The 19,321-nt window shown below is 69.0% G+C and carries 18 protein-coding genes; 9 read left to right on the forward strand and 9 right to left on the reverse strand.

All coding sequences use genetic code 11. From position 1 onward, the window contains the following. Positions 1–91 precede the first annotated feature (91 nt). On the forward strand, positions 92–319 hold the full coding sequence (locus EBN03_RS11615) for a DUF3618 domain-containing protein (RefSeq protein WP_122188002.1): 228 nt from the start codon (positions 92–94) through the stop codon (positions 317–319). Positions 320–385: 66 nt separating this feature from the next. Here the strand turns inward: EBN03_RS11615 and EBN03_RS11620 are convergent, their stop codons facing one another. The 4 genes from EBN03_RS11620 to EBN03_RS11635 form a co-directional block, all read right to left on the reverse strand. Next, positions 386–712 carry an excalibur calcium-binding domain-containing protein gene (locus EBN03_RS11620; RefSeq protein ID WP_122188003.1) on the reverse strand — a complete coding sequence of 109 codons (327 nt, stop codon included), beginning with the start codon at positions 710–712 and terminating at the stop codon, positions 386–388. A 199-nt stretch (positions 713–911) separates the two neighbouring features. Further along, positions 912–1,247, reverse strand: a complete 336-nt coding sequence (locus EBN03_RS11625; protein WP_122188004.1) for a hypothetical protein — start codon at positions 1,245–1,247, stop codon at positions 912–914. A gap of 4 nt (positions 1,248–1,251) precedes the next feature. After that, positions 1,252–1,707: a MarR family winged helix-turn-helix transcriptional regulator gene (locus EBN03_RS11630; RefSeq protein WP_122188005.1), complete on the reverse strand. Its 456-nt coding sequence runs from the start codon at positions 1,705–1,707 to the stop codon at positions 1,252–1,254. Positions 1,708–1,789: 82 nt separating this feature from the next. Next, a complete protein-coding gene (locus EBN03_RS11635) occupies positions 1,790–2,431 on the reverse strand; it encodes a TetR/AcrR family transcriptional regulator (RefSeq protein WP_233608322.1) in 642 nt (213 codons plus the stop codon). Between the two features lie 383 nt (positions 2,432–2,814). Between EBN03_RS11635 and EBN03_RS11640 the strand changes: the two genes are divergently transcribed. Both EBN03_RS11640 and katG read left to right on the forward strand, forming a co-directional pair. Next, positions 2,815–3,219, forward strand: coding sequence for a Fur family transcriptional regulator (locus EBN03_RS11640; RefSeq protein ID WP_407671143.1), 405 nt, complete (start codon positions 2,815–2,817; stop codon positions 3,217–3,219). A gap of 3 nt (positions 3,220–3,222) precedes the next feature. Continuing rightward, a complete protein-coding gene (katG, locus tag EBN03_RS11645; RefSeq protein WP_407671144.1) occupies positions 3,223–5,439 on the forward strand; it encodes a catalase/peroxidase HPI in 2,217 nt (738 codons plus the stop codon). A 58-nt stretch (positions 5,440–5,497) separates the two neighbouring features. On the opposite strand, the gene EBN03_RS11650 is transcribed toward katG, so the two are convergent. Both EBN03_RS11650 and EBN03_RS11655 read right to left on the reverse strand, forming a co-directional pair. Continuing rightward, positions 5,498–6,622, reverse strand: coding sequence for a nitric oxide synthase oxygenase (locus EBN03_RS11650; protein ID WP_122188365.1), 1,125 nt, complete (start codon positions 6,620–6,622; stop codon positions 5,498–5,500). Positions 6,623–6,898: 276 nt separating this feature from the next. Next, the gene (locus EBN03_RS11655; protein ID WP_233608323.1) at positions 6,899–8,335 is read right to left on the reverse strand and encodes a glycoside hydrolase family 27 protein; all 1,437 of its coding nucleotides are present in this window, start codon (positions 8,333–8,335) and stop codon (positions 6,899–6,901) included. 304 nt (positions 8,336–8,639) lie between these two features. Here EBN03_RS11655 and EBN03_RS11660 point away from each other — a divergent pair, with 304 nt between their 5' ends. Continuing rightward, positions 8,640–9,476, forward strand: a complete 837-nt coding sequence (locus EBN03_RS11660) for a helix-turn-helix transcriptional regulator (protein WP_122188008.1) — start codon at positions 8,640–8,642, stop codon at positions 9,474–9,476. A 72-nt stretch (positions 9,477–9,548) separates the two neighbouring features. Continuing rightward, a complete protein-coding gene (locus EBN03_RS11665; RefSeq protein ID WP_122188009.1) occupies positions 9,549–10,310 on the forward strand; it encodes a glucose 1-dehydrogenase in 762 nt (253 codons plus the stop codon). Between the two features lie 3 nt (positions 10,311–10,313). Here the strand turns inward: EBN03_RS11665 and trpF are convergent, their stop codons facing one another. Both trpF and EBN03_RS11675 read right to left on the reverse strand, forming a co-directional pair. Beyond that, positions 10,314–10,856: a phosphoribosylanthranilate isomerase gene (gene trpF, locus EBN03_RS11670; RefSeq protein WP_122188010.1), complete on the reverse strand. Its 543-nt coding sequence runs from the start codon at positions 10,854–10,856 to the stop codon at positions 10,314–10,316. Positions 10,857–11,007: 151 nt separating this feature from the next. After that, a complete protein-coding gene (locus tag EBN03_RS11675; protein ID WP_122188011.1) occupies positions 11,008–12,231 on the reverse strand; it encodes an oxygenase MpaB family protein in 1,224 nt (407 codons plus the stop codon). 157 nt (positions 12,232–12,388) lie between these two features. On the opposite strand from EBN03_RS11675, the gene EBN03_RS11680 reads away from it, so the two are divergent. Next, positions 12,389–13,084 carry a TetR/AcrR family transcriptional regulator gene (locus EBN03_RS11680; protein WP_122188012.1) on the forward strand — a complete coding sequence of 232 codons (696 nt, stop codon included), beginning with the start codon at positions 12,389–12,391 and terminating at the stop codon, positions 13,082–13,084. A 172-nt stretch (positions 13,085–13,256) separates the two neighbouring features. Here EBN03_RS11680 and EBN03_RS11685 read toward each other — a convergent pair whose 3' ends face one another. Further along, complete coding sequence (locus EBN03_RS11685) at positions 13,257–14,489, reverse strand: glycosyltransferase (protein ID WP_122188013.1); 1,233 nt, start codon at positions 14,487–14,489, stop codon at positions 13,257–13,259. Positions 14,490–14,783: 294 nt separating this feature from the next. Here EBN03_RS11685 and EBN03_RS11690 point away from each other — a divergent pair, with 294 nt between their 5' ends. The 3 genes from EBN03_RS11690 to EBN03_RS11700 are packed head-to-tail and all read left to right on the forward strand — an operon-like array spanning position 14,784 to position 19,286. Beyond that, positions 14,784–15,605: an FAD binding domain-containing protein gene (locus EBN03_RS11690; RefSeq protein ID WP_122188014.1), complete on the forward strand. Its 822-nt coding sequence runs from the start codon at positions 14,784–14,786 to the stop codon at positions 15,603–15,605. Continuing rightward, positions 15,602–18,316: a molybdopterin-dependent oxidoreductase gene (locus EBN03_RS11695; protein ID WP_122188015.1), complete on the forward strand. Its 2,715-nt coding sequence runs from the start codon at positions 15,602–15,604 to the stop codon at positions 18,314–18,316. Before EBN03_RS11690 ends, EBN03_RS11695 begins: the two co-directional genes overlap by 4 nt. A gap of 10 nt (positions 18,317–18,326) precedes the next feature. After that, positions 18,327–19,286, forward strand: a complete 960-nt coding sequence (locus EBN03_RS11700) for an antibiotic biosynthesis monooxygenase (protein ID WP_122188016.1) — start codon at positions 18,327–18,329, stop codon at positions 19,284–19,286. The last annotated feature ends 35 nt before the right edge of the window (positions 19,287–19,321 follow it).

Below are 19,321 nucleotides of genomic sequence, written 5' to 3' on the forward strand. Positions count from 1 at the left end.
CCGCCACCGTAGTGACCACCGAGGCCGTCCGGGCCGGGCAAGTAAGATTCGCGGTAAGTGCAGCGCCAATCGGACGAATACAGGAGACGACGTGGCCAAGGATGACACCGAGCGGATCGAGCGCGAGATCCAGGAAGCGCGCAACCGGCTCGCCGGGACGCTCGACGAGATCGCCATGCGCGCCGATCCGCATCGTCTGGCCGACAACACGAAGCAGGCCGTGGTGGCCAAGCTGAACGAGCCGCCGGTGAAGTACACGCTGATCGGTGGCGGCGTCCTGGTCGTCCTGCTGGTGCTGGTGAAGATCTTCCGTCGCTGACCGTCCGCGACTCGTACACCCGGTGCGGATCCGCGCCGGGTGTTCGTCGTTCGGCCGCCGACCGGGTCAGACGGTGGGGCAGGCCATTCCGGTGCCGTCGGGGTCGAGGTGCGGGGAGTATCCGGGCTCGCCCCGGAACAGCGGCGCCACGCCGGCCGCGCGGGCGTCGTCGCATGTGGCGTAGGTGCCGCGCGCCGAGCCGGTCTGCTCCAGGCCGGCCGAGCCGACCGAGCCGACCAGATCGTCGATCACGGAGGAGCCGGTGCCGGCCGAACCGGTCGAGAGTGCCTGTGCGACGGGGGTGTACGCGGGCTGGGCACCCGCCGCCGCGGCGAGCGGGAGCGGAGTCAGAAGTCCGGAACCGACGATCACGACGAGCCTGCGCAGGTTCATTTCGTCCCTAATGTCAGTATTGGATTCGGTTGCGGCACACCGGTTCACGCAGGTCGGGAAGTGTGCCGAACCGCCGAGTGTACGGCTCGGCGCCGAGTGGTCCACGGCGACACGGCGATCCGGCGGCCGCCCGCGCACCGCATCCGGACATACAGCCGATTCGATTGGGAAGCAACGGGATCGATCGGGCATGCCGGGTTCAGGACTGCGCGCCGGGTCCCGTCGTCCAGGGCTTCACCGCGGGCTTGACCCACAGGATCTTCTCGTCGGTGTGCTCCCGCACCGCCGCGGGATGCCCGGGGTGGCGCACGGCCCACGCGTCCTTCTCGTCGAGCAGCGCGGCCGTGGCGATCCAGGTCTCGTCGGTGCTCGGCGGATTGGTATCGGCCGCGCGGGCCAGCTTGCGGCGCACGGCCGGCGCCAGTGCCAGCAGTTCGGCGCCGGTGATGCCGCGCTGCCACACGTAGGCGGCCAGCCGCCGCGCCTTGTCGGCGCGGCCCTGAGCGGCGTGGTCGGTGTGGGCGTAGTCGGTCACGGTCTCACCACGCCGAGGGCCGGACGCGGCCGGGACGCACGACCTGGCCCAGCATCCCGCGCAGCGCGGCGACGGCCGGCACCCCGAGCGCGGCGGCCCAGCGGTCGGCGTACGCCGCGGCGGCCGCGTCGGCGGCCCGGGTCACCGCCCAGCCGCGGTCGGTGAGGGTGATCAGCCGGGCGCGCGCGTCGTCCGGGTGCGGGTTGCGCTCGGCGTAGCCCTTGACCACCAGTTCCTCCACCAGCTGGCTCGCGGCCTGTTTGGTGACGCTGAGATGTTCGGCGATCTCGCCGACCGTCGCCCCCGCCGGTGCCATCCGGGCGAAGGCGAAGCCGTGCACGGGCCGCAGGTCGGTGAAACCGGCGGCCGTGACGCCCGCGTGGACCACATCGGTGACCTCCGCGGCCGCGCTCAACAGCAGCAGCGGCAGATCCTGGGCGGGCGAGGGCGTACCGGACATGTATGCATCATCCCATCGGTCACCGCCGTCCAGCCGGGCCGCCGAAGTTCCCGCACACCGGACTGCCGCGGATCCGGGTCGGTCAGGCTGCCGCGATCCGGGCGCTGATGAAGGCGGCCAGCTCCGTGCAGATCTCGTCGATCGTGGGTGGGTTGTCCGCCATGGCGAGTTCCTGCGCCAGCGAGTTCACCGCGCCCAGCACGGCCACGATGAACAGCCGGTAGTCGCCCGCCACGACCTCACCGCTGTCGATCGCGGGCTGGGTGTTGCTCAGCAGCACTTCGCCCATGCGGGCCCGCCAGCGCGCCCGCCACTGCTCGACGGCCGGGCTGACCCCGATCACCTCGACGAAGCAGACCCGGGCGGTCTTCTTGTCGCGGCAGGTCACCTCGAAGTAGGCGCGGAACGCGAGGGCGATGCGGGTGGCCAGCGGTAGTGCCGGATCGACGCGCAACGCGGCCAGCGCGACCGCGGCCTCGGTGGCGATGGAGTCCGCCAGGGCGATGAGCAGGTTCTCCTGGCTGCCCATCTCCTCGTAGAAACTGCGGGTCGAGATGCTGGCGCCGGCGCACAGCTGCTCGATGGAGGTGCCTCGGTAACCCTGGGTGCCGTACAACTCCAGTGCGGCGGCCAGCAGGCGTTCCCGCCGCCTGCCCGCGCGTTCTTCCGGTGTCCGTCCCGCGTAGTGGCGCCCGGATCGGGCGCTCTCGCCTGTTGCTGTCACTGCTTCGTCTGCCTCACGCCTGCGCCGGCCGATCACGCGGCCGCTGGATCTGTTCGGAGCGTCCGCCGGATCTCGTGCCGCATTCGCCGAGACTGGGGATTGTCTGTAGACAGCCTCAGCGAGCATTGCAAAATAGAACCTTCGGACTGTGAAGTCCGAACTCGCTGACTTCGGTTGATCAGCGTATCCGACATGCCGGACAGTTCCAATCCGCATAGTTCCGAATGGCTTCGGATCCGTGGAGTCCGTGGGGTCCATATGTGTTGGGCGTGTGGGTGTTACGGATCCGCGCGCTGCCGACCGGCGGGCGGAAATCAATACTTGAATGCTTCAAGGTTTGGGACGATACTGGGGCCGTGTCCACGACGTCGGAGTTCGAGCACATGCTGCGCGGAGCTTCGCTGCGCGTCACGGCACCGCGGCTCGCGGTGCTGGCGGCTGTGCACCACAACCCGCACTCCGACACCGATTCGCTCATCACTCTGGTGCGCGAGACGCTGGATTCGGTCTCCCATCAAGCCGTCTACGACGTATTACGGGCACTCACCGCTGCGGGGCTGCTGCGGCGGATCCAACCCGCGGGCTCGGTGGCCCGCTACGAAACACGGGTCGGGGACAACCATCACCACCTGGTGTGCCGGTCGTGCGGCGTCATCGCCGACGTCGACTGCGCCATCGGGGACACACCCTGCCTGACCGCATCCGACGATCTCGGGTTCGTCATCGACGAGGCCGAGGTCGTCTACTGGGGCACCTGCCGGGCCTGTCTAGCCGGCTCCGGGTCCTGACCGATTCGATCCACCCGTCCTGGAGGGATTCACTTGACCGACAACAACGAAGCAACCGCTTGCCCGGTTACCGGGCAGCTCATGCATTCCACCCAGCGGGGCAGCAACCGTCCCTGGTGGCCCGACCAGCTCAACCTGCGCATCCTGTCCCAGCACCCCGCGAGCGCCGACCCGATGGGCGCGGACTTCGACTACGGTGCCGCGTTCGAAAGCCTGGACCTGCCCGCGGTCAAGGCCGACATCGCCGAGATCCTGACCACCTCGCAGGACTGGTGGCCGGCCGATTTCGGCAACTACGGTCCACTGATGATCCGGATGGCCTGGCACTCGGCCGGCACCTACCGGGTCGAGGACGGTCGCGGCGGTGGCGGCACCGGCCAGCAGCGTTTCGCCCCGTTGAACAGCTGGCCCGACAACGCCAGCCTGGACAAGGCCCGCCGCCTGCTGTGGCCGGTGAAGAAGAAGTACGGTCGCAACCTGTCCTGGGCCGACCTGATCATCCTGGCCGGCAACGTGGCCCTGGAGACGATGGGCTTGCAGACCTTCGGTTTCGGCGGTGGCCGGCCCGACGTCTACTCGCCCGACGACATCTACTGGGGTCCGGAGTCGACCTGGCTGGGCGACGAGCGCTACACCGGAACCCGGCAGCTGGAGAAGCCGCTGGGCGCGGTCCAGATGGGCCTGATCTACGTCAACCCCGAGGGCCCGAACGGCAACCCCGACCCGCTGGCCGCCGCGATCGACATCCGCGAGACCTTCGCGCGGATGGCGATGAACGACGAGGAGACCCTCGCGCTGATCGCCGGTGGCCACACCTTCGGCAAGACCCACGGCGCCGGCAACCCCGACCTGGTGGGCCGCGAGCCGGAGGCGGCGCCCCTGGAGCAGATGGGTCTGGGCTGGAAGAGCGCCTTCGGAACCGGTAAGGGCGGCGACGCCATCACCAGTGGTCTGGAGGGCACCTGGACCCCCACTCCGACCAAGTGGGACAACAGTTTCCTCGAGACGCTGTTCGCCTACGAGTGGGAGAAGTTCAAGAGCCCGGCCGGTGCCTGGCAGTGGCGGCCGACGGACCCGGCGGCGGCGAATCTCGTTGTCGACGCCCACGATCCGTCGAAGACGCACCCGCCGGTCATGTTGACCACCGACCTGTCGCTGCGGTTCGACCCGATCTACGAGCCGATCGCGCGCCGGTTCCTCGCCCACCCCGACGAGTTCGCCGACGCGTTCTCCCGCGCCTGGTTCAAGCTGACGCACCGCGACATGGGTCCGATCGCGCGCTATCGGGGCCCGGAAGTGCCCGCCGAGCAACTGATCTGGCAGGACCCACTGCCGACGGTGGAGGGCCCGCTGATCGACGCGACCGACATCGCCACCTTGAAGCAGGCGATCGCCGATGCGGGACTGACGGTTTCGCAGCTGGTGAAGACCGCGTGGGCATCCGCGTCCTCGTTCCGCGGCACCGACAAGCGCGGTGGCGCCAACGGTGCGCGGATCCGGCTGCAGCCGCAACTGGATTGGGCGGCAAACGAACCCGATGCGCTGGTCGTCGTGCTGCGGGCGCTGGAGGCCGTGAAGGAGGAGTTCGACCGCGGTCCGAAGACGGTGTCGCTGGCCGACCTTATCGTGCTGGCCGGTGGTGTCGGTGTCGAGCTGGCCGCGAAGCAGGCCGGTTTCGACCTCGAGGTGCCGTTCACGCCGGGCCGGGCCGACGCCACCCAGGAGCAGACCGACGTCGAGTCGTTCTCGGTGCTGGAGCCTCGGGCCGACGGTTTCCGCAACTGGGTGGCCAAGGGGCAGACGGTGCCCGCCGAGTACCACCTGCTGGACAAGGCGAGCACGCTGAACCTCAGCGCGCCGGAGATGACCGTGCTGGTCGGCGGTCTGCGCGTGCTGGGTGCCAATGTCGGCAACTCCCCGCTCGGGGTATTCACCGACCGGCCGGGCGTGCTCAGCAACGACTTCTTCGTGAACCTGCTCGACATGGGCATCACCTGGAAGCCGACCTCGGAGGACAACGACACCTTCGAGGGCCGCAACACCGCCGGTGCCGTGGTGTGGACCGGGAGCCGGGCCGACCTGGTCTTCGGTTCCAACTCCGAATTGCGGGCCCTGGCCGAGGTTTACGGTGCCGACGACGCGAGCGAGAAGTTCGCTCGGGACTTCGTCGCGGCCTGGGTGAAGGTCATGGAGAACGACCGCTTCGATCTGAAGCGGTAGTCCTGCGCACGCAGCGGGCCACCCGGTGTCGTCGCCGGGTGGCCCGCTCGCGTTCGGTTCAGGATTCGGCGCGGTGTGCGAAGGCCGGGCGCAGTTCCGGGTCCGGTGGATCGAAGTAGCGGTGGAAGGTGGGGGTCAGCCCCGAGGACAGGGGCGGGTTGACCCAGGTCCAGTCGGTGGGGCAGCGGCGCCCGGCGGCGGCCTCGCGCTCGACGTGCTCGCAGAACTGGCGGGCGGCGGTGTGGTGGTCCACGATTCGCACGCCCGAGCGCTGAAAGCTGTACAGCACAGCGCGATTCAGTTCGACGAGCGCCTGGTCGCGCCACATGGTGCGGTCGGCGGAACGGTCCAGGTCCATGCGGTCGGCGATGGCGGGCAGCATGTCGTAGCGGTCGGTGTCGCTGAGGTTGCGCGCGCCGATCTCCGCGCCCATGTACCAGCCGTTGAACGGGGCGAACGGGTAGGTGACGCCGCCGATCTCCAGGTCCATGTTCGAAACAGCCGGTAGCGCATGCCATTTCAGCTCGAGTTCGGGGAACCAGCCGAACTCGGGGTGTTCGATGTCCACCTCGCGGACCAGTTCGGGCGGCACCTCGAACCAGTGCACCGCGCCCTCGGGTGTGCGGATCAGCAGCGGCAGCACGTCGAAGGGTGTGCCCGCGCCGCGCCAGCCCAGGCGCTGGGCGAGGTCGGTGGCGCGGGTGTTGCCCGGATCGCCCAGGACGGTGCCGTCCGGGCGACGGTAGCCCGCGTAACGGATCAATTGGCTACTGAGGATGCGGAATTCGCGCCCGTCGGCGTCACGAGGTGGTCCGACGGTGAGCAGGCAGCGGATGGCGCCGCCGTTGGTCGCGGCCGAAAGGTGTTGCCAGCACGCCTCGGCCAGTTCGGGTGCCGAGGTCAGGTGCCGGGCATCGATCAGCGCCAAGGCTTTCCAGAACTTGCGCCCGACGCAGCGGGCGTGGTTGCGCCAGGCCAGCTGGGCACCGATCAGGATCTCGTCGGAGGTGTGGGTGTAGGTGCCGGTGCGGCGCAACTCGTCCCGGGCCCGGCGGCGCCGGTCCGGTGGTGCGCCGGCCAGTTCGGGCAGCGCGAAGAATTCGTCGCACTCCCGCAGGCGCCGGCCCAGGTCCAGCGGGGGCGGTGCGGCGCGGTCGGGGCGGCGGAACAATACGGATCTCATCAACGATACTCCGGTGGTGCCGAGGCGCAGCACGATCGACCTGCACCGGAACAAAGGTGCATTCCCCGTCGATCGCGACGCATTCGAAACTTTGCTCACACATGTCCGACACCCCTTGTGAGGTCGCGCGGACCTGCACCACGATAGCCCGCGATGCGCCGAATGCAGCCGGAACGGCTGAATTCGCCTCCCGCAGAGCGTAATTCGGCCAAGGTACGGGTATCGCCTAAGGGTGCTGCGTGTTCCAGCGACCGCCCGGCGACCCTGCGGACCGGGCTAGCGGCCGGGAGTCACCCGGAGCAGCACGACGCCGTGTGGTGGCACGGCGGAGGCGGTGAGCGGACCGGTCGAGTCGGTGGTGGTCCGGTCCCAGAGGTCGCGGACGGTGTAGTCCCGGGCGGCCGGGAGTCCCACTGCCGTGGCGGTGGTTTCGATCGTGGCAGGTGTGTCGGACCAGTTCACCAGCGCGACCGCCGCTGAACCGTCGGCCAGTGGTTTGACCACGACCCGGTTGTCGCCGGGCAGCGCGGCGCCCTGCGCCATCAGCGGGTCCTGGTCGACGGCGATGACCTCACGGTTGGTCAGGAGTTCGCGGGTCTGCTCGGACATGGTGGTGATGTCGTTGCCGGCGATCAGCGGTGCGGCCAGCATCGCCCACAGCGAGAAGTGGGTGCGCTGTTCGGTTTCGGTGAGGCTCACCACGGGCTGGTTCAGCGCGGTCAGCACGTCCGGCGGCAGCGTGAACAGCTGGCCGATCGCAGCGCGCTGGGCGGGAGGCAGCTGTTCGACCGGGGGCGTCGTCTCGATCGAATTCATGTGGGAACCGAGGTATTCGGCCATTTGTATCCCGACGACCAGCATGTCCGGGTCGTCGACGAAGCCGGGTCCGCTGTGGCGCGGCGCCCTGGTGGCGGCGTCGAACAGCTCGGTCACACCGAGCATGGTGAACAACCCGGCCGGCACGCCGTCGGTCGGAAGAGGGTTGTGCCAGATCGGAACCAGGTCGTTGTCGATCCGCGACATGTCCGCAATGCCGGACCAGTCGTACACGGTGGTCAGATCCGGATCGGGCGAACTGTCCGGGTTGATGCTGTAGAAGATGTCTCGGCCGCTGTGCCGCAACGCGTCTCGCATGGCGGTGAACACCGGGACCTGGGTGTCGTGGTCGGTGTCCGGGCCGCACCAGTCGTATTTGAGATAGTCGATGCCCCAGGTGGCGAAGGTGCGGGCGTCGGCCTCCTCGTGTCCCAGGCTCGCGTTGTCCGGTGTCTGGCCGCAGATCTGGTTGTACGGACTGGAATACAGGCCCAGCAGCAGGCCGTGGTCGTGGGCGTAGGCGGCGATCGCCGCCATGCCGTGCGGGAACGAGGTCGGATCGGCCTGGATATTGCCCGCGGCGTCGCGCTCGGGCGCGGCCCAGCCCGCGTCCAGATTCACGTACCGGTAGCCCGCGTCCCGCATGCCGGAGGCGACCATCGCGTCGATGGTGGCCTCGACCGACTTCTCGTTCAGCGCGATACCGGAGTTCCACGAGTTCCATCCCATCGGCGGTGCGACCGGAGCCGGGTCGGCCGTCGCCGGTTCCGCTGTCCCGCAGGCGATTCCGATGATCAGTGCCAGTACCGCCGCCCAGCGGGTGCCGGGTGCGGTGGTCCGCTGCCGGGGTCGCGGCGTGGGGGTTGTCAACGACGACAGCCGATTCCGGGCAGGCACGGGTGCTCCTCCGAGGGTCTGGCGACGGGGGTTCTGGCCACGTCCGACTGAACTGGACTGACGTCCAGTTTTAGTGTAACTGCCGATCGGCTGCTGGACCCCGAGTTCGGTGGCCTGTTTGAACCGTTGCATCGCCGCTCGCCGGGCGAGAGCTCCACGGAACTGGACACGTCGACCGCGTAGGGGTTGGTGCCGCACGATCACGGCGGCCACATTGCTGTATCGGCTGCGGTACGGGTATTTCCCCGGGGACGGTGGGTGTTCCAGCGACCGACCGGCGACCGGGCCGGTGTTAGCGTGGCTCATGGCCGGCACCACCGCACAGCGTCGACACGAGTTGCTCCGGGACTTTCTGCGCAGTCGCCGTGCCCGACTCGGGCCGGCCGATGTCGGTCTGCCGGTAGTCGGACGGCGCCGGACGCCGGGGCTGCGGCGCGAGGAAGTGGCGCTGCGCGCCGGAGTGGGCGTGTCCTGGTACACGTGGCTGGAGCAAGGGCGGGACATCACGGTCTCGGCCGAGGTGCTGGACTCGGTGGCGGCGGCCCTGTTGCTCGACGAACCGGAGCGGGCGCATCTGTATCTGCTGGCCGGGCTGAATCCGCCGGTGCCGAGCGCCGGTGCCGCGGGTACGGTGACCGCCGCACTGCGGCAATTGCTCGACGGGTGGGCGCCCGGACCGGCGGTGCTGCGCGACCGGTATTGGAACGTACTGGCATACAACGACACTGCCCGGGAGCTGTTCGGATTCGACGGCACTCCACAGAACTGCCTGGTCACCTTCTTCACCAATCCCCGGTATCGCGCCCTGGCACCGGTGTGGGCGGCCGCAGCCCCCGCGGTGGTGGCGGCGTACCGGGCGGACGCCGCGCACGCACCGGACGACCCCGAATTCCAGCGGGTGATCCGGGATCTCGCCGCGCGCAGCACGGAATTCGCGGCCCTGTGGGAGCGGCACGACGTGGGGGTGCCGGTGCCGGCCGTCAACGCACTGCGTCATCCGGAGCTGGGGGAACTGTTCTTCGACGCGATGACCCTGACCGTGACCGACGCACCGAATCTGCATGTGGTGCTGTACAACCCGCAGGCCGGCACGGACACGGCCGTGCGGCTGAGCCGGCTGGGGCGAGCGCGCTCGGCCTGACCTGCCTGGTGGTGCCGGACCTACGATAAGCCGGCACTGGATAGCCGGCTGCCGGGCCGCGAGGCTGATGCCATGACGCAGTTCAGTTCTCGATTCGCCGGCAAGATCGTCCTCGTCACCGGCGGTGTGCGCGGCATGGGTTTGGCCACCGCGCACCGCATGCTCGCCGAAGGCGCACACGTGATCGTCACCGGCCGGGACGAGGATCGGCTCGCCGCCGCCGTCACCGAGCTCGGCGACCGGGCGCTCGGAATCCGCGGTGACGCGGCGAATCTCGCCGATCTGGACGACCTGGTGAGCACGGTGCGTGATCGATTCGGGCGCCTGGACGTGGTTTTCGCGAATGCGGGTGTCGGCGCGTTCCAGTCCGTCGACGAGGTGACCGAGGCCGAGTTCGACCGGGTCGTCGGCAACAACCTGAAGTCCGTGTTCTTCACCGTGCAGAAAACCCTGCCGCTGCTGCCGGATCGGGCGTCGATCGTGCTCAACGCGTCGTTCGCGCCGTACCGGGGTGTGTCCGGCGCCGCGTTGTATACGGCGTCGAAGGCCGCCGTGCACGGTCTGACACGGTCGCTGGCCGCCGAACTCGCTCCGCGCGGCATCCGGGTCAACTCGATCAGCCCCGGTTACACCGACACGCCGGCCTTCCGGGCGGAACTCCCGCCGGAGGCGCAAACCGCCGCCGGTGGCAGTACCGCCGCGGGCCGGATCGGCACCGCCGTGGACGTGGCGGCGGCGGTGGCGTTCCTCGCGTCCGACGAGGCCGCCTATATCGACGGACAGGACCTGCTGGTCGACGGTGGTTTGATCACGGTCGTCCCGGCGGCCGGGTAGAGCTCAGCCGCCGAGTTCGGTGGCCCGCTTGAAGCGCTCCATCGCCGCGCGGCTCTTGACGCCCGGGGACAGCTCTACCGAACTGGACACGTCGACCCCGTACGGGTGGTGGCGTTCGATCACCGCGCCCACATTGCGATCGTCGAGCCCGCCGGCCAGCACGATCTTGCCGGGCTGGGCGCGCACCCAGTCCGGGAACTCCTCGAAGATCCCCGAGCCGGTGCTGGCGTCGTAGAAGAAGTATTCGCTGGGCTGACCGGGTGCGGGCGGTTGCGCCGAGCAGAAGGCGAGGTTGGGGAGGTCGGCCCAGGTGTAGAGCTGGACGACGTCGAACGCGTCCGACACCTCGGCCACCTCGGACCGGTCGAAGGCCACCACGAAACTGGTGATCCGATCCCGGGCATAGTCCGCGAGCGCCCGTGCCTGCTCCGGTGTGCGGTACCGCTTGCTCTTCGGTGTGGCGACCACCCCGATCGCGGAGTATCCGAGCTCGACCGCCCAATCGATCTGCTCGGTGGTCGTCAGTCCACACACCTTCACGAACATCGCATTCGCCCTTTCCGTCGCCGCCTGAGCAGGCTATCCGTACCGGCCCGAGACGCCGGTGCCCAGGCCTGCGATTTCTGGGCACCGGCATTCGGTCCGCGGCGGGCGTCCGGCTCTCCGCGGTACAGCGCGGGGAGCCGGTTCGCGCGGATTATCGGTTGGTCTGCGGGATTTCGATGCTGACCGGCATGCGCAGTTCGGCCAGGTACCACATGGCGAACTGACGCAGGAACTCGTCGAACATCCAGTAGGGGGCGTCCACGGGCGGGACCACGCCGAGGATGCCCTCCCGGACCGCGACGAAGGGCCCCCAGGCGACCTCGAGCAGCGGACTCCACACCGGCTCGCGCGGGATGGCCAGCCAGTCCGCGATCTTGTCGCCCATGATGAACCGGGTGAACGCGCCGAGAATGCCCCGGCTGATCAGGGTCAGGTCCAGATCGGCGCCGAGATCGAGCAATTGGTCGGCCAGGTAGTGACCCTCGGCGGTCGGCGCCAGCACCGGGTCGAGGACCTGCTGGGCCTGTGCCTCCGCTTGGTCCCAGGTGGCGGGCAGGTATTCCTCGCGGATGCCGAGCAGATGGCCCGACAGCTGCCAGGTGTGCAGGTAGCCCTCGGATTCGCCGGGGGCGATCGGCACCTTCCAGGCCCGGAAGTTCCGCATGATCGTGGTGGCCAGGCTGTGCCAGGTGATCATGAGGTCGTCCTGGCTGATCGGGGTGATCGCCTCGGGCCAGTACGGCGACTGCGGCAGCAGATGCCGGACGGCGGCGTGGATGATCCGGGTCTTCACGCAGGTCACGATCATTTCGCCGTCGGGGGCGAAGGCGTTGACGGTGCCGATGTCGTAGCCGAATTTGGCGGTCTTGGCGATTCGGTCCTTCATGTGCGAGCCGCCGCGCGAGTAGTAGACCGCGCGGGCCTCGTGCGGGATGACCGTGGACATCATGCCGCTGGCGAAGGCGTAGAGCACGCCCAGGTACAGGCCGCGCTTCTTGTTGAACTCGAAGCCGGCCGCCATCTTGTCCGGGTCGGCCCACGACGGGAGTTGCCGCGCGCCCTCGATGAAGTCGGCGAGGTTCTTCGGCAGTCCGTCGGGGAGCGGCTGCCCGTTGCGCGTCCAGGTCGCGAGCAGCCGATTGACCTGCGGCACATCGGCATTGTCCATGACGTCGGCCAGCACCTGGTCGGCGTCGGGGTCGAACAGGGTCAGCGGGTCGGCGCCGCCGCCGCTGCCCAGGATGGATCCGGTCGGCGACCACGACCAGGGTTCCGCGCGCGCCGTTCGCGCTCCGAGGGTGACCGCGCTGACGGCGCCCAACAATCCGCCGCCCGCGCGCAACGCGTCACGCCTGCTGAGCCGGTGTGCATCCATGCCAACATCCTCTTCATCGAGTGATACAGAGATACATCATTCGTATCCGTGTATCTTCAATGACAGCACACTGAGATCGCCATCACAACCGGTCGGCGAGATTCACTACGCTCGAGGCGCCGGTCCACGCGACGTCGGACCGCCGGAAAGGAACCACATGGGGCTCGAGCCAACGCTTCCCGAACAGGCGCCGGACACCACGTCACTGCTCGTGCGCGCCTACGCCGCGGCGGTCGACGGGACCGGCCCGGACGACGACATCCGCACCCGGGTGCTGGACGCCGCGTGCGAGCAGTTCGCCCTTCTGGGCGTCCGCCGCTCCACCATCGACGACGTCGCCAAACGGGCGGGCGTCTCCCGCATCACGGTCTACCGGCGGTTCGCCACCAAGGACGCCCTGGTGGAACAGGTTGTGCTGCGCGAATTCCGGCGCTATTTCGACCAGTTCCTGATCGATATCCGGGACGCGCACACCGCGGCGGACCGGGTGGTGGTCGGCTTCGTCAGCTCGCTGCGCGCGATTCGGAACAACCCCATCATCGGCGGACTGCTCGCCGCGGAACCGGATATGCTCGCCGGCACCATGATCGGCGACCACGGCCGATCCGTCGCCAGCGTGCGGGAATTCGTCGCCGGTCAGCTACGGCGCGAACAGCGCGCCGGCACCGTCTCGGCGGAGATCGACGCGGACCTGGTGGCCGAGTTGATGGTTCGCATCTCCGCCTCGTTCCTGGCGATCCCCAGCCGGATCGTCGACATCGACGACGACGCGCAACTGACCGCCCTCGCCGTGCAGTATCTCGTGCCGATGCTCGAGCCGCCACGAACCACCGATTCCCGAACCGAGGAATAAGGAGAAATGATGAACCCGTACGTTTTCGTGCAGAACCTGTTGAACCAGCTGGATCTTGCTTCCGCCACACCGGCGCCCGTCGGCTATCACGCGGCCGGGCCGTACTGACGGCCCTGGGGCGGAACCGAATTCGATCGCCCCGCACCGGACGCTGCCGGTCCGGGGTGCTCCGCTAACCCGAAACCTTGCGTGCCGGTACGTTTTCGGCGACGAATCGCTCCAGCAGATCGACGGTCTTCGGCGCACCGTCGTCTTCGAAATCGACCGCGAACCGTGCGGCCCGCTCCGCGCATTCCGGCGCGAGCACTTCTTCGAGCGCCGCGGTCATGGTGGCCGCGGACAGCCGCGAAAAGCTCATCACCGCACCGATCTTCAATTCCCGCAGGCAATGACCCCAGTACTTCTGGTCGCCCAGGAACGAGCACACGACCGAGGGAACCCCGGCCCGCAATGCCGCGGCGGTGGTACCGGCGCCGCCGTGATGTACGACGGCCGCGCAGCGGGGGAGCACCGTCGCGTGATCGACGCTGCGCACCATGGCCACATCGCCGGAACAGGTGTCCTCGACCTCGTTCCAGCCGCCGACGAACAGCATCCGGCGGCCGAAGCGGCGGCACGCGGTCTGGATCTGGTCGACGGTGGCACCCAGATCCGGGATCGGCATCGAGCCGAAACCCACATAGACCGGGGCGGAACCGGCATCGAGCCAGCGGGTGAGTTCGGTGTCCTCGTCGGCGACCCGATATCCGGCCGGCGGGGTCACGAATCCGACGAAGGGATTGCGGCCGCCCCATTCCTGGCGCAGCCCCGGAAACAGTTTGTCGTCGTAGACCTGGATGGCGAGTTCGGCCGGTGCGGGCCGCCCTGCCTCCAGCCGGTCGACCTGTCCCTTGATGTCCAGCGCTCGCACACCCAGGCCCAGCTTCCAGGCCGCCTTGTTCAGCGCGCCGGGAATTCGGGTCCCGAAGTCGTTGGGCAGCACGGCAACTGTGCGGCTGGGCCGGACCGGATAGAAGTGCAGTACCGCGAACGCGGGGGCGCCGATCCGGGCGGCGACACCCCGCGCCACCTCCTCGTCGACGAGTCCGCCGACGACCAGATCCGCGTCCGAGTCGAGTGCCAGCAGATCGGCGGCCATGGTGTCGAAGCCGTGATGGGATTGTTCGCGCAATGACCGCAGCCGCGCGATCGGACCGACATTGCCGATTTCGGTGTCCGAGTGCAGCGAGACCCGGGTGTCCATTCCGCAGCCGGCGGCGGTCACACCGTTCTCGGCGGCGAATTCGACGAAGTTCGGCGGAACCGCGAGTTGAACCTCGTGCCCGCGACGCATCAACTCCTTGGCGACCAGGACGCCCGGTTGTACGTCACCTCGGCTGCCGCCGAATACGAGCAGTGCTTTCACTGTTCCCCACCTTGTCGGGTGCTATCGAAGAGAGCGTCCGCGCTGCTCAGAGCCCTCCCGGCCAGTTCCCAGGCCAGCGTGAACTCTACTACTGCCGCCGTTGCCGCGCCGGAGTGCGGCCACCTCGATCCGGCCCCGGATGGGCATCAATCGCAGCAATTCATAGCGGTTGACAATAACTCGCGGCGAATGCAATCCTGATTCATTGCCGCGGTGACGTGCCTGTCGTTGCCGCTCTGTCGAATTGCGGCGATCTGCCGCGCAGCATCCGGTGACGAGTCCGCGGAGGCTCGGATGGATCTGAACACCGTCGTCGACGTGATCCGCCGGCCGCCCGCCCGGCCCGGCGCGGACTGGCAGATCGGCGACACCTGGCTCGCCGGCGGAACCTGGTTGTTCTCCGAGCCGCAGCCCACCGTCCGTCGGCTGATCGACCTCACCGGACTCGGCTGGCCCGCCCTCGTGCCCGGCGAGCACGGACTCGAGATCGGCGCCACCTGCACGATCCAGGAGCTGTACGACTTCGTGCCACCCGGTATCCCGCCGGGCAGCGGCCTGTTGCGCACCTGCTGCGAGGCACTGCTGGCCTCGTTCAAGATCTGGCACGCCGCGACGGTCGGCGGCAATATCTGCCTGTCGTTGCCCGCCGGGCCGATGATCACCATGACCGTCGCCCTCGACGCCACCTACCGGCTCTGGTCCGTGGACGGCAGCGAGCGGACCGTCACCGCGCGCGAGTTTGTGCTCGGCGATCACGCGAACGCGCTGCGGCCGGGGGAGATCCTGCGCAGCGTGCACATTCCCGCCTACGCGCTACGCAAGCACGTCACCCACCGCCGGTTCACCCTGACCCGGCTGGGCCGCTCCACCATCTTCCTGGTCGCGACCCGGACACCCGGCACGCACGATCTGGTCCTGACGATCACCGCGGCGACCACGCGCCCGATCGTGCTGGCCTTCGACCGAGTGCCCGACGCCGAAACCCTGCGCGCCCGGATCGACGGGATACCGGCCGAACTCTGGTTCGCCGACGCCAACGGCACCCCGGCACACCGCCGGCATCTGGCCGAGCACTACGCGGAGGAGATCCGGCTCGAACTCGGAGGCACCCGATGACCTACACCGTCAACGGCAAGACCTTCTCCCAGGAGCCGCGCCCCGGTCAGTGCCTGCGGACCTTCCTGCGCGACCTCGGCTGGTTCGGGGTCAAGAAGGGCTGCGATGCCGGCGACTGCGGTGCGTGTTCGGTCTGGCTCGACGGCCGCCCGGTGCACAGTTGCGTCACGCCGGCGTTCCGCGCCGACGGCCACGAGATCACCACCATCGAGGGGCTCGGCTCGCCGGAGGACCTGCATCCGATGCAGCGGCAGTTTCGCGACGCACCGGGCTTCCAGTGCGGATTCTGCACCCCGGGCATGATCATGACCTGCGCCGCGCTGACCGACGGGCAGCGGGAGGACCTGCCGCGTGCGTTGCAGGGAAACCTGTGCCGCTGCACCGGATATCGGGCGATCGAGGATGCGGTCGCGGGCCGGGCGGCGGTCGAGGAGGCGACACCGGGCCGTGCGATCGGCACCAGCGTCGGCGCGCCCGCCGGGACCGCGGTGGTGACCGGGCAGGCCGAGTACACCATGGACGTCGCGCTGCCGGACCTGCTGCACATCAAGGTGCTGCACGCGCCGCACGCCCACGCGCGCATCGTGTCGATCGACAAGTCCGCGGCGCTGGCCGTTCCCGGCGTGCATCGGGTGTACACGTGGGAAGACGTGCCGCGCAAGCTGTTCACCACCGCGGTGCACACCGACCATCTCGTCGACCCCGACGACACCTACATCCTCGACAACGTGGTGCGGTTCGCCGGCCAGCGGGTGGTCGCGGTGCTCGCCGACACGGTCGCCGCCGCGGAGGAGGGCTGCCGTCGGGTCGTCGTCGAATACGAGGTGCTGCCGGCGGTTTTCGATCCCGAACAGGCGATGGAACTCGACGCGCCGCAGCTGCACGGATCCGGTGACCCGTTCGCACCCGACCCGGTGCACAACATCCTCGTCGAGGTGCACGGCGAAATCGGCGACATCGCACAGGGATTCGCCGACGCCGAGGTCGTGCACGAGGGCACCTACCACTCGCCCCGGGTGCAGCACGCGCATCTGGAGACGCACGGTTCGATCGCGTGGCTGGCCGAGGGCCGGCTGCACGTGCGGACCAGCTCGCAGTCGCCGTGGGTCTGTCGAGGCAAGCTGGCGCACCTGTTCGGCCTGCGACCCGATCGGATCCGGGTGTACTGCGAACGGGTCGGCGGTGCGTTCGGCGGCAAGCAGGAGGTGCTCAGCGAGGACCTGGTGGCGTTGGCGACCTTGGATACCGGCCGCCCGACCTGCTGGGAGTACACCCGCGAGGAGGAGTTCACCGTCGCACCCACCCGGCATCCGATGAAGATCACGGTGAAGCTGGGTGCGCGCGCCGACGGGACACTCACCGCCGTGCAGGTCCGCACGGTGTCCGACACCGGCGCCTACGGCAACCACGGTGGGGAGACGCTGTTCGCCGGCGGTTCCGCGATCGCGGCATATCGTTGTCCCAACAAGAAATTCGACGGCTATGTGGTCTACACCAACACCCTGCCCGCCGGCGGGATGCGCGGGTACGGCATGACGCAGCCGGTCTTCGCCATGGAGTCGGCGATCTGCGAACTGGCGGTCGCGCTGGGCATGGATCCGGCGGAAGTGCGGCGCCGCAATATCGTCCGGCCCGGCGACGCGCTGCTGGCGTACGCGGACGAGGCCGACGACGTGTCGTTCACCGAGGACGGGCTGGGCGCGTGCATCGACCGGGTGGACGCCGCGCTGCGCGCACATCCGAACGAGTATGCGCTGGGCGAGGATTGGCTGATCGGCCACGGCACGGCCGCGTCGATCCACGAGACCGCGCCACCGACCGAACACATCTCGGTCGGTCTGGCCACCCTCGGCGACGACGGCGTCTACGAGATCGCCGTGGGCACAGTCGAATTCGGTGAGGGCACCTCGACCGCGCACGTCCAGATCGCCGCACACGAACTCGGCACCACCCCCGCGCGGATCAGGTTGGTGCAGGCCGATACCGACCGCACCCGGTTCGATACCGGGGCGTTCGCCAGTGCGGGACTGTTCGTCAGCGGCAACGCGGTCGAGCGCAGCGCCGCCGCGCTGCGCGACCGGATCCTGCGCTTCGCCGCCGCGTACACCGGGGTGAGCCCGGCGGAATGTGCCCTCGCCGACGACGTCGTCCACTGCGGCGGCACCCGGATCCCGCTGACCGAACTGGCTGCGGCGGTACGACTTCGGGGCACCCGGCTGACCGAGTCGCGCAAGGCCTACGGGTCGCCGCGCAGCCTGTCCTGCAACGCGCACGGTTTCCGGGTCGCGGTGCATCGCGTGACCGGCGAGATCCGGATCCTCTACAGCGTGCACGCCGCCGATGCCGGGGTCGTCGTCAATCCGCAGCAGGTACGCGGCCAGATCGAGGGCGGTGTGGTCCAAGGGCTGGGGTTCGTGCTGACCGAACACCATCTGATGCGGGACGGTGTCGTGACCAATCCGGCGCTGCGCACCTATCGCATCCCGGCCTACGCCGACGCGCCGCGCACCGAGGTGCTCCTGGTGCACTCGACCGATTCGGCAGGCCCCGTGCGCGCCAAGGGAATCGGCGAATCCTGTATCAACCCGGTCGCACCGGCACTGGCCAACGCGGTGTACGACGCGACCGGTGTCCGCTTCCGCGAGCTGCCGCTCACACCGGACCGGATCTTCGCGGCCCTGAACTCGATCCGGCTGACCCCGACCGGCTGAGGAGCCCCCGATGCCGTCCGGCGCCCCGGCCGACCACGCCGCCACCGTCATCATCGGCGAGCAGGTGCGGCCCGGCTGTGAAGCCGCATTCCTGTCCTGGCAGCACGAGCTGAACAGCGCCGCCGCGCGGTATCCGGGATTCATTGCCGCGCACGTCGATCCGCCGACGCCCGGCCGGGCGCAGTGGTCGACGATCTACCGCTTCGACTCGATCCCGAACCTGCGCGCCTGGATCAACAGCGCCACCCGGCAGGATAGTCTCGCCGTGGGCCGGCGCTACCTCGAGGGCCTGCCCACCCAGCAGATCGTGACCGGTGACGCCGCGCCGCCCGACACCCTGGTCACCACCGTGGTGACCCACCGGGTGCCACCGGAGCAGGTCGCGGAGTTCCTGGACTGGCAGGAGCGGCTCCGCTCGGCGGAGAGCAGCTTTCCCGGCTTCCGGGGCTCGGAGATCTTCCGCCCGGTCGCCGGGGTCCAGGACGAGTGGACCGTGCTCTACCGCTACGAAACGGCCGCCGACCTGGACCGCTGGCTGACCTCGGCGCAGCGGCAGCGGCTGCTCGACCAGGGGAAGCGGTTCAGCGACTTCCGGCTGCGCACGATCGACGACTCGTTCGGCAGCTGGTTCGTGTTCGACGAGAACGGAACCCGAGAGCAGCCGCCGTCGCGGGTCCGAACCTCGATCGCGGTGTGGGTCGGCCTGTATCCGACGGTCGTACTGCTCACCCTGGCCATGACGCCCGAACGGTTCCCGCTGTGGCTGGGGATGTTGATCGGAAATCTGTTGTCCAGCTTCGTCATGACCTACGTGACGATGCCGCTCTACGTGAACCCCTTGCTCGGCCGCTGGTTGCAACCGTCGGCCGAGTCGTCCGGCGTGCGCGGGGCGCTGCTGATCGCCGCGGTGATGGCGTGCTGGACGGTGCTGTTCTGGCTACTGACCGCGGTGCTCTGGCATCTCGGATGAGGGCCGCCGACCGCGGCCGCGTGGGCGGATTGTGC

It is taken from the genome of Nocardia stercoris (assembly GCF_003696265.1).
Classification (GTDB): Bacteria; Actinomycetota; Actinomycetes; order Mycobacteriales; family Mycobacteriaceae; genus Nocardia; species Nocardia stercoris.

What these genes read in the sequence shown, in the direction of transcription:
- EBN03_RS11660 (WP_122188008.1), top strand. Translation starts at nt 8,640, where the DNA reads ATGGCCGGCACCACCGCACAGCGTCGACACGAGTTGCTCCGGGACTTT.
- EBN03_RS11650 (WP_122188365.1), bottom strand. Translation starts at nt 6,622, where the DNA reads ATGAGATCCGTATTGTTCCGCCGCCCCGACCGCGCCGCACCGCCCCCG.
- EBN03_RS11700 (WP_122188016.1), top strand. Translation starts at nt 18,327, where the DNA reads ATGCCGTCCGGCGCCCCGGCCGACCACGCCGCCACCGTCATCATCGGC.
- EBN03_RS11695 (WP_122188015.1), top strand. Translation starts at nt 15,602, where the DNA reads ATGACCTACACCGTCAACGGCAAGACCTTCTCCCAGGAGCCGCGCCCC.
- EBN03_RS11640 (WP_407671143.1), top strand. Translation starts at nt 2,815, where the DNA reads ATGCTGCGCGGAGCTTCGCTGCGCGTCACGGCACCGCGGCTCGCGGTG.
- EBN03_RS11680 (WP_122188012.1), top strand. Translation starts at nt 12,389, where the DNA reads ATGGGGCTCGAGCCAACGCTTCCCGAACAGGCGCCGGACACCACGTCA.
- trpF (WP_122188010.1), bottom strand. Translation starts at nt 10,856, where the DNA reads ATGTTCGTGAAGGTGTGTGGACTGACGACCACCGAGCAGATCGATTGG.
- EBN03_RS11675 (WP_122188011.1), bottom strand. Translation starts at nt 12,231, where the DNA reads ATGGATGCACACCGGCTCAGCAGGCGTGACGCGTTGCGCGCGGGCGGC.
- EBN03_RS11690 (WP_122188014.1), top strand. Translation starts at nt 14,784, where the DNA reads ATGGATCTGAACACCGTCGTCGACGTGATCCGCCGGCCGCCCGCCCGG.
- EBN03_RS11630 (WP_122188005.1), bottom strand. Translation starts at nt 1,707, where the DNA reads ATGTCCGGTACGCCCTCGCCCGCCCAGGATCTGCCGCTGCTGCTGTTG.
- EBN03_RS11620 (WP_122188003.1), bottom strand. Translation starts at nt 712, where the DNA reads ATGAACCTGCGCAGGCTCGTCGTGATCGTCGGTTCCGGACTTCTGACT.
- EBN03_RS11665 (WP_122188009.1), top strand. Translation starts at nt 9,549, where the DNA reads ATGACGCAGTTCAGTTCTCGATTCGCCGGCAAGATCGTCCTCGTCACC.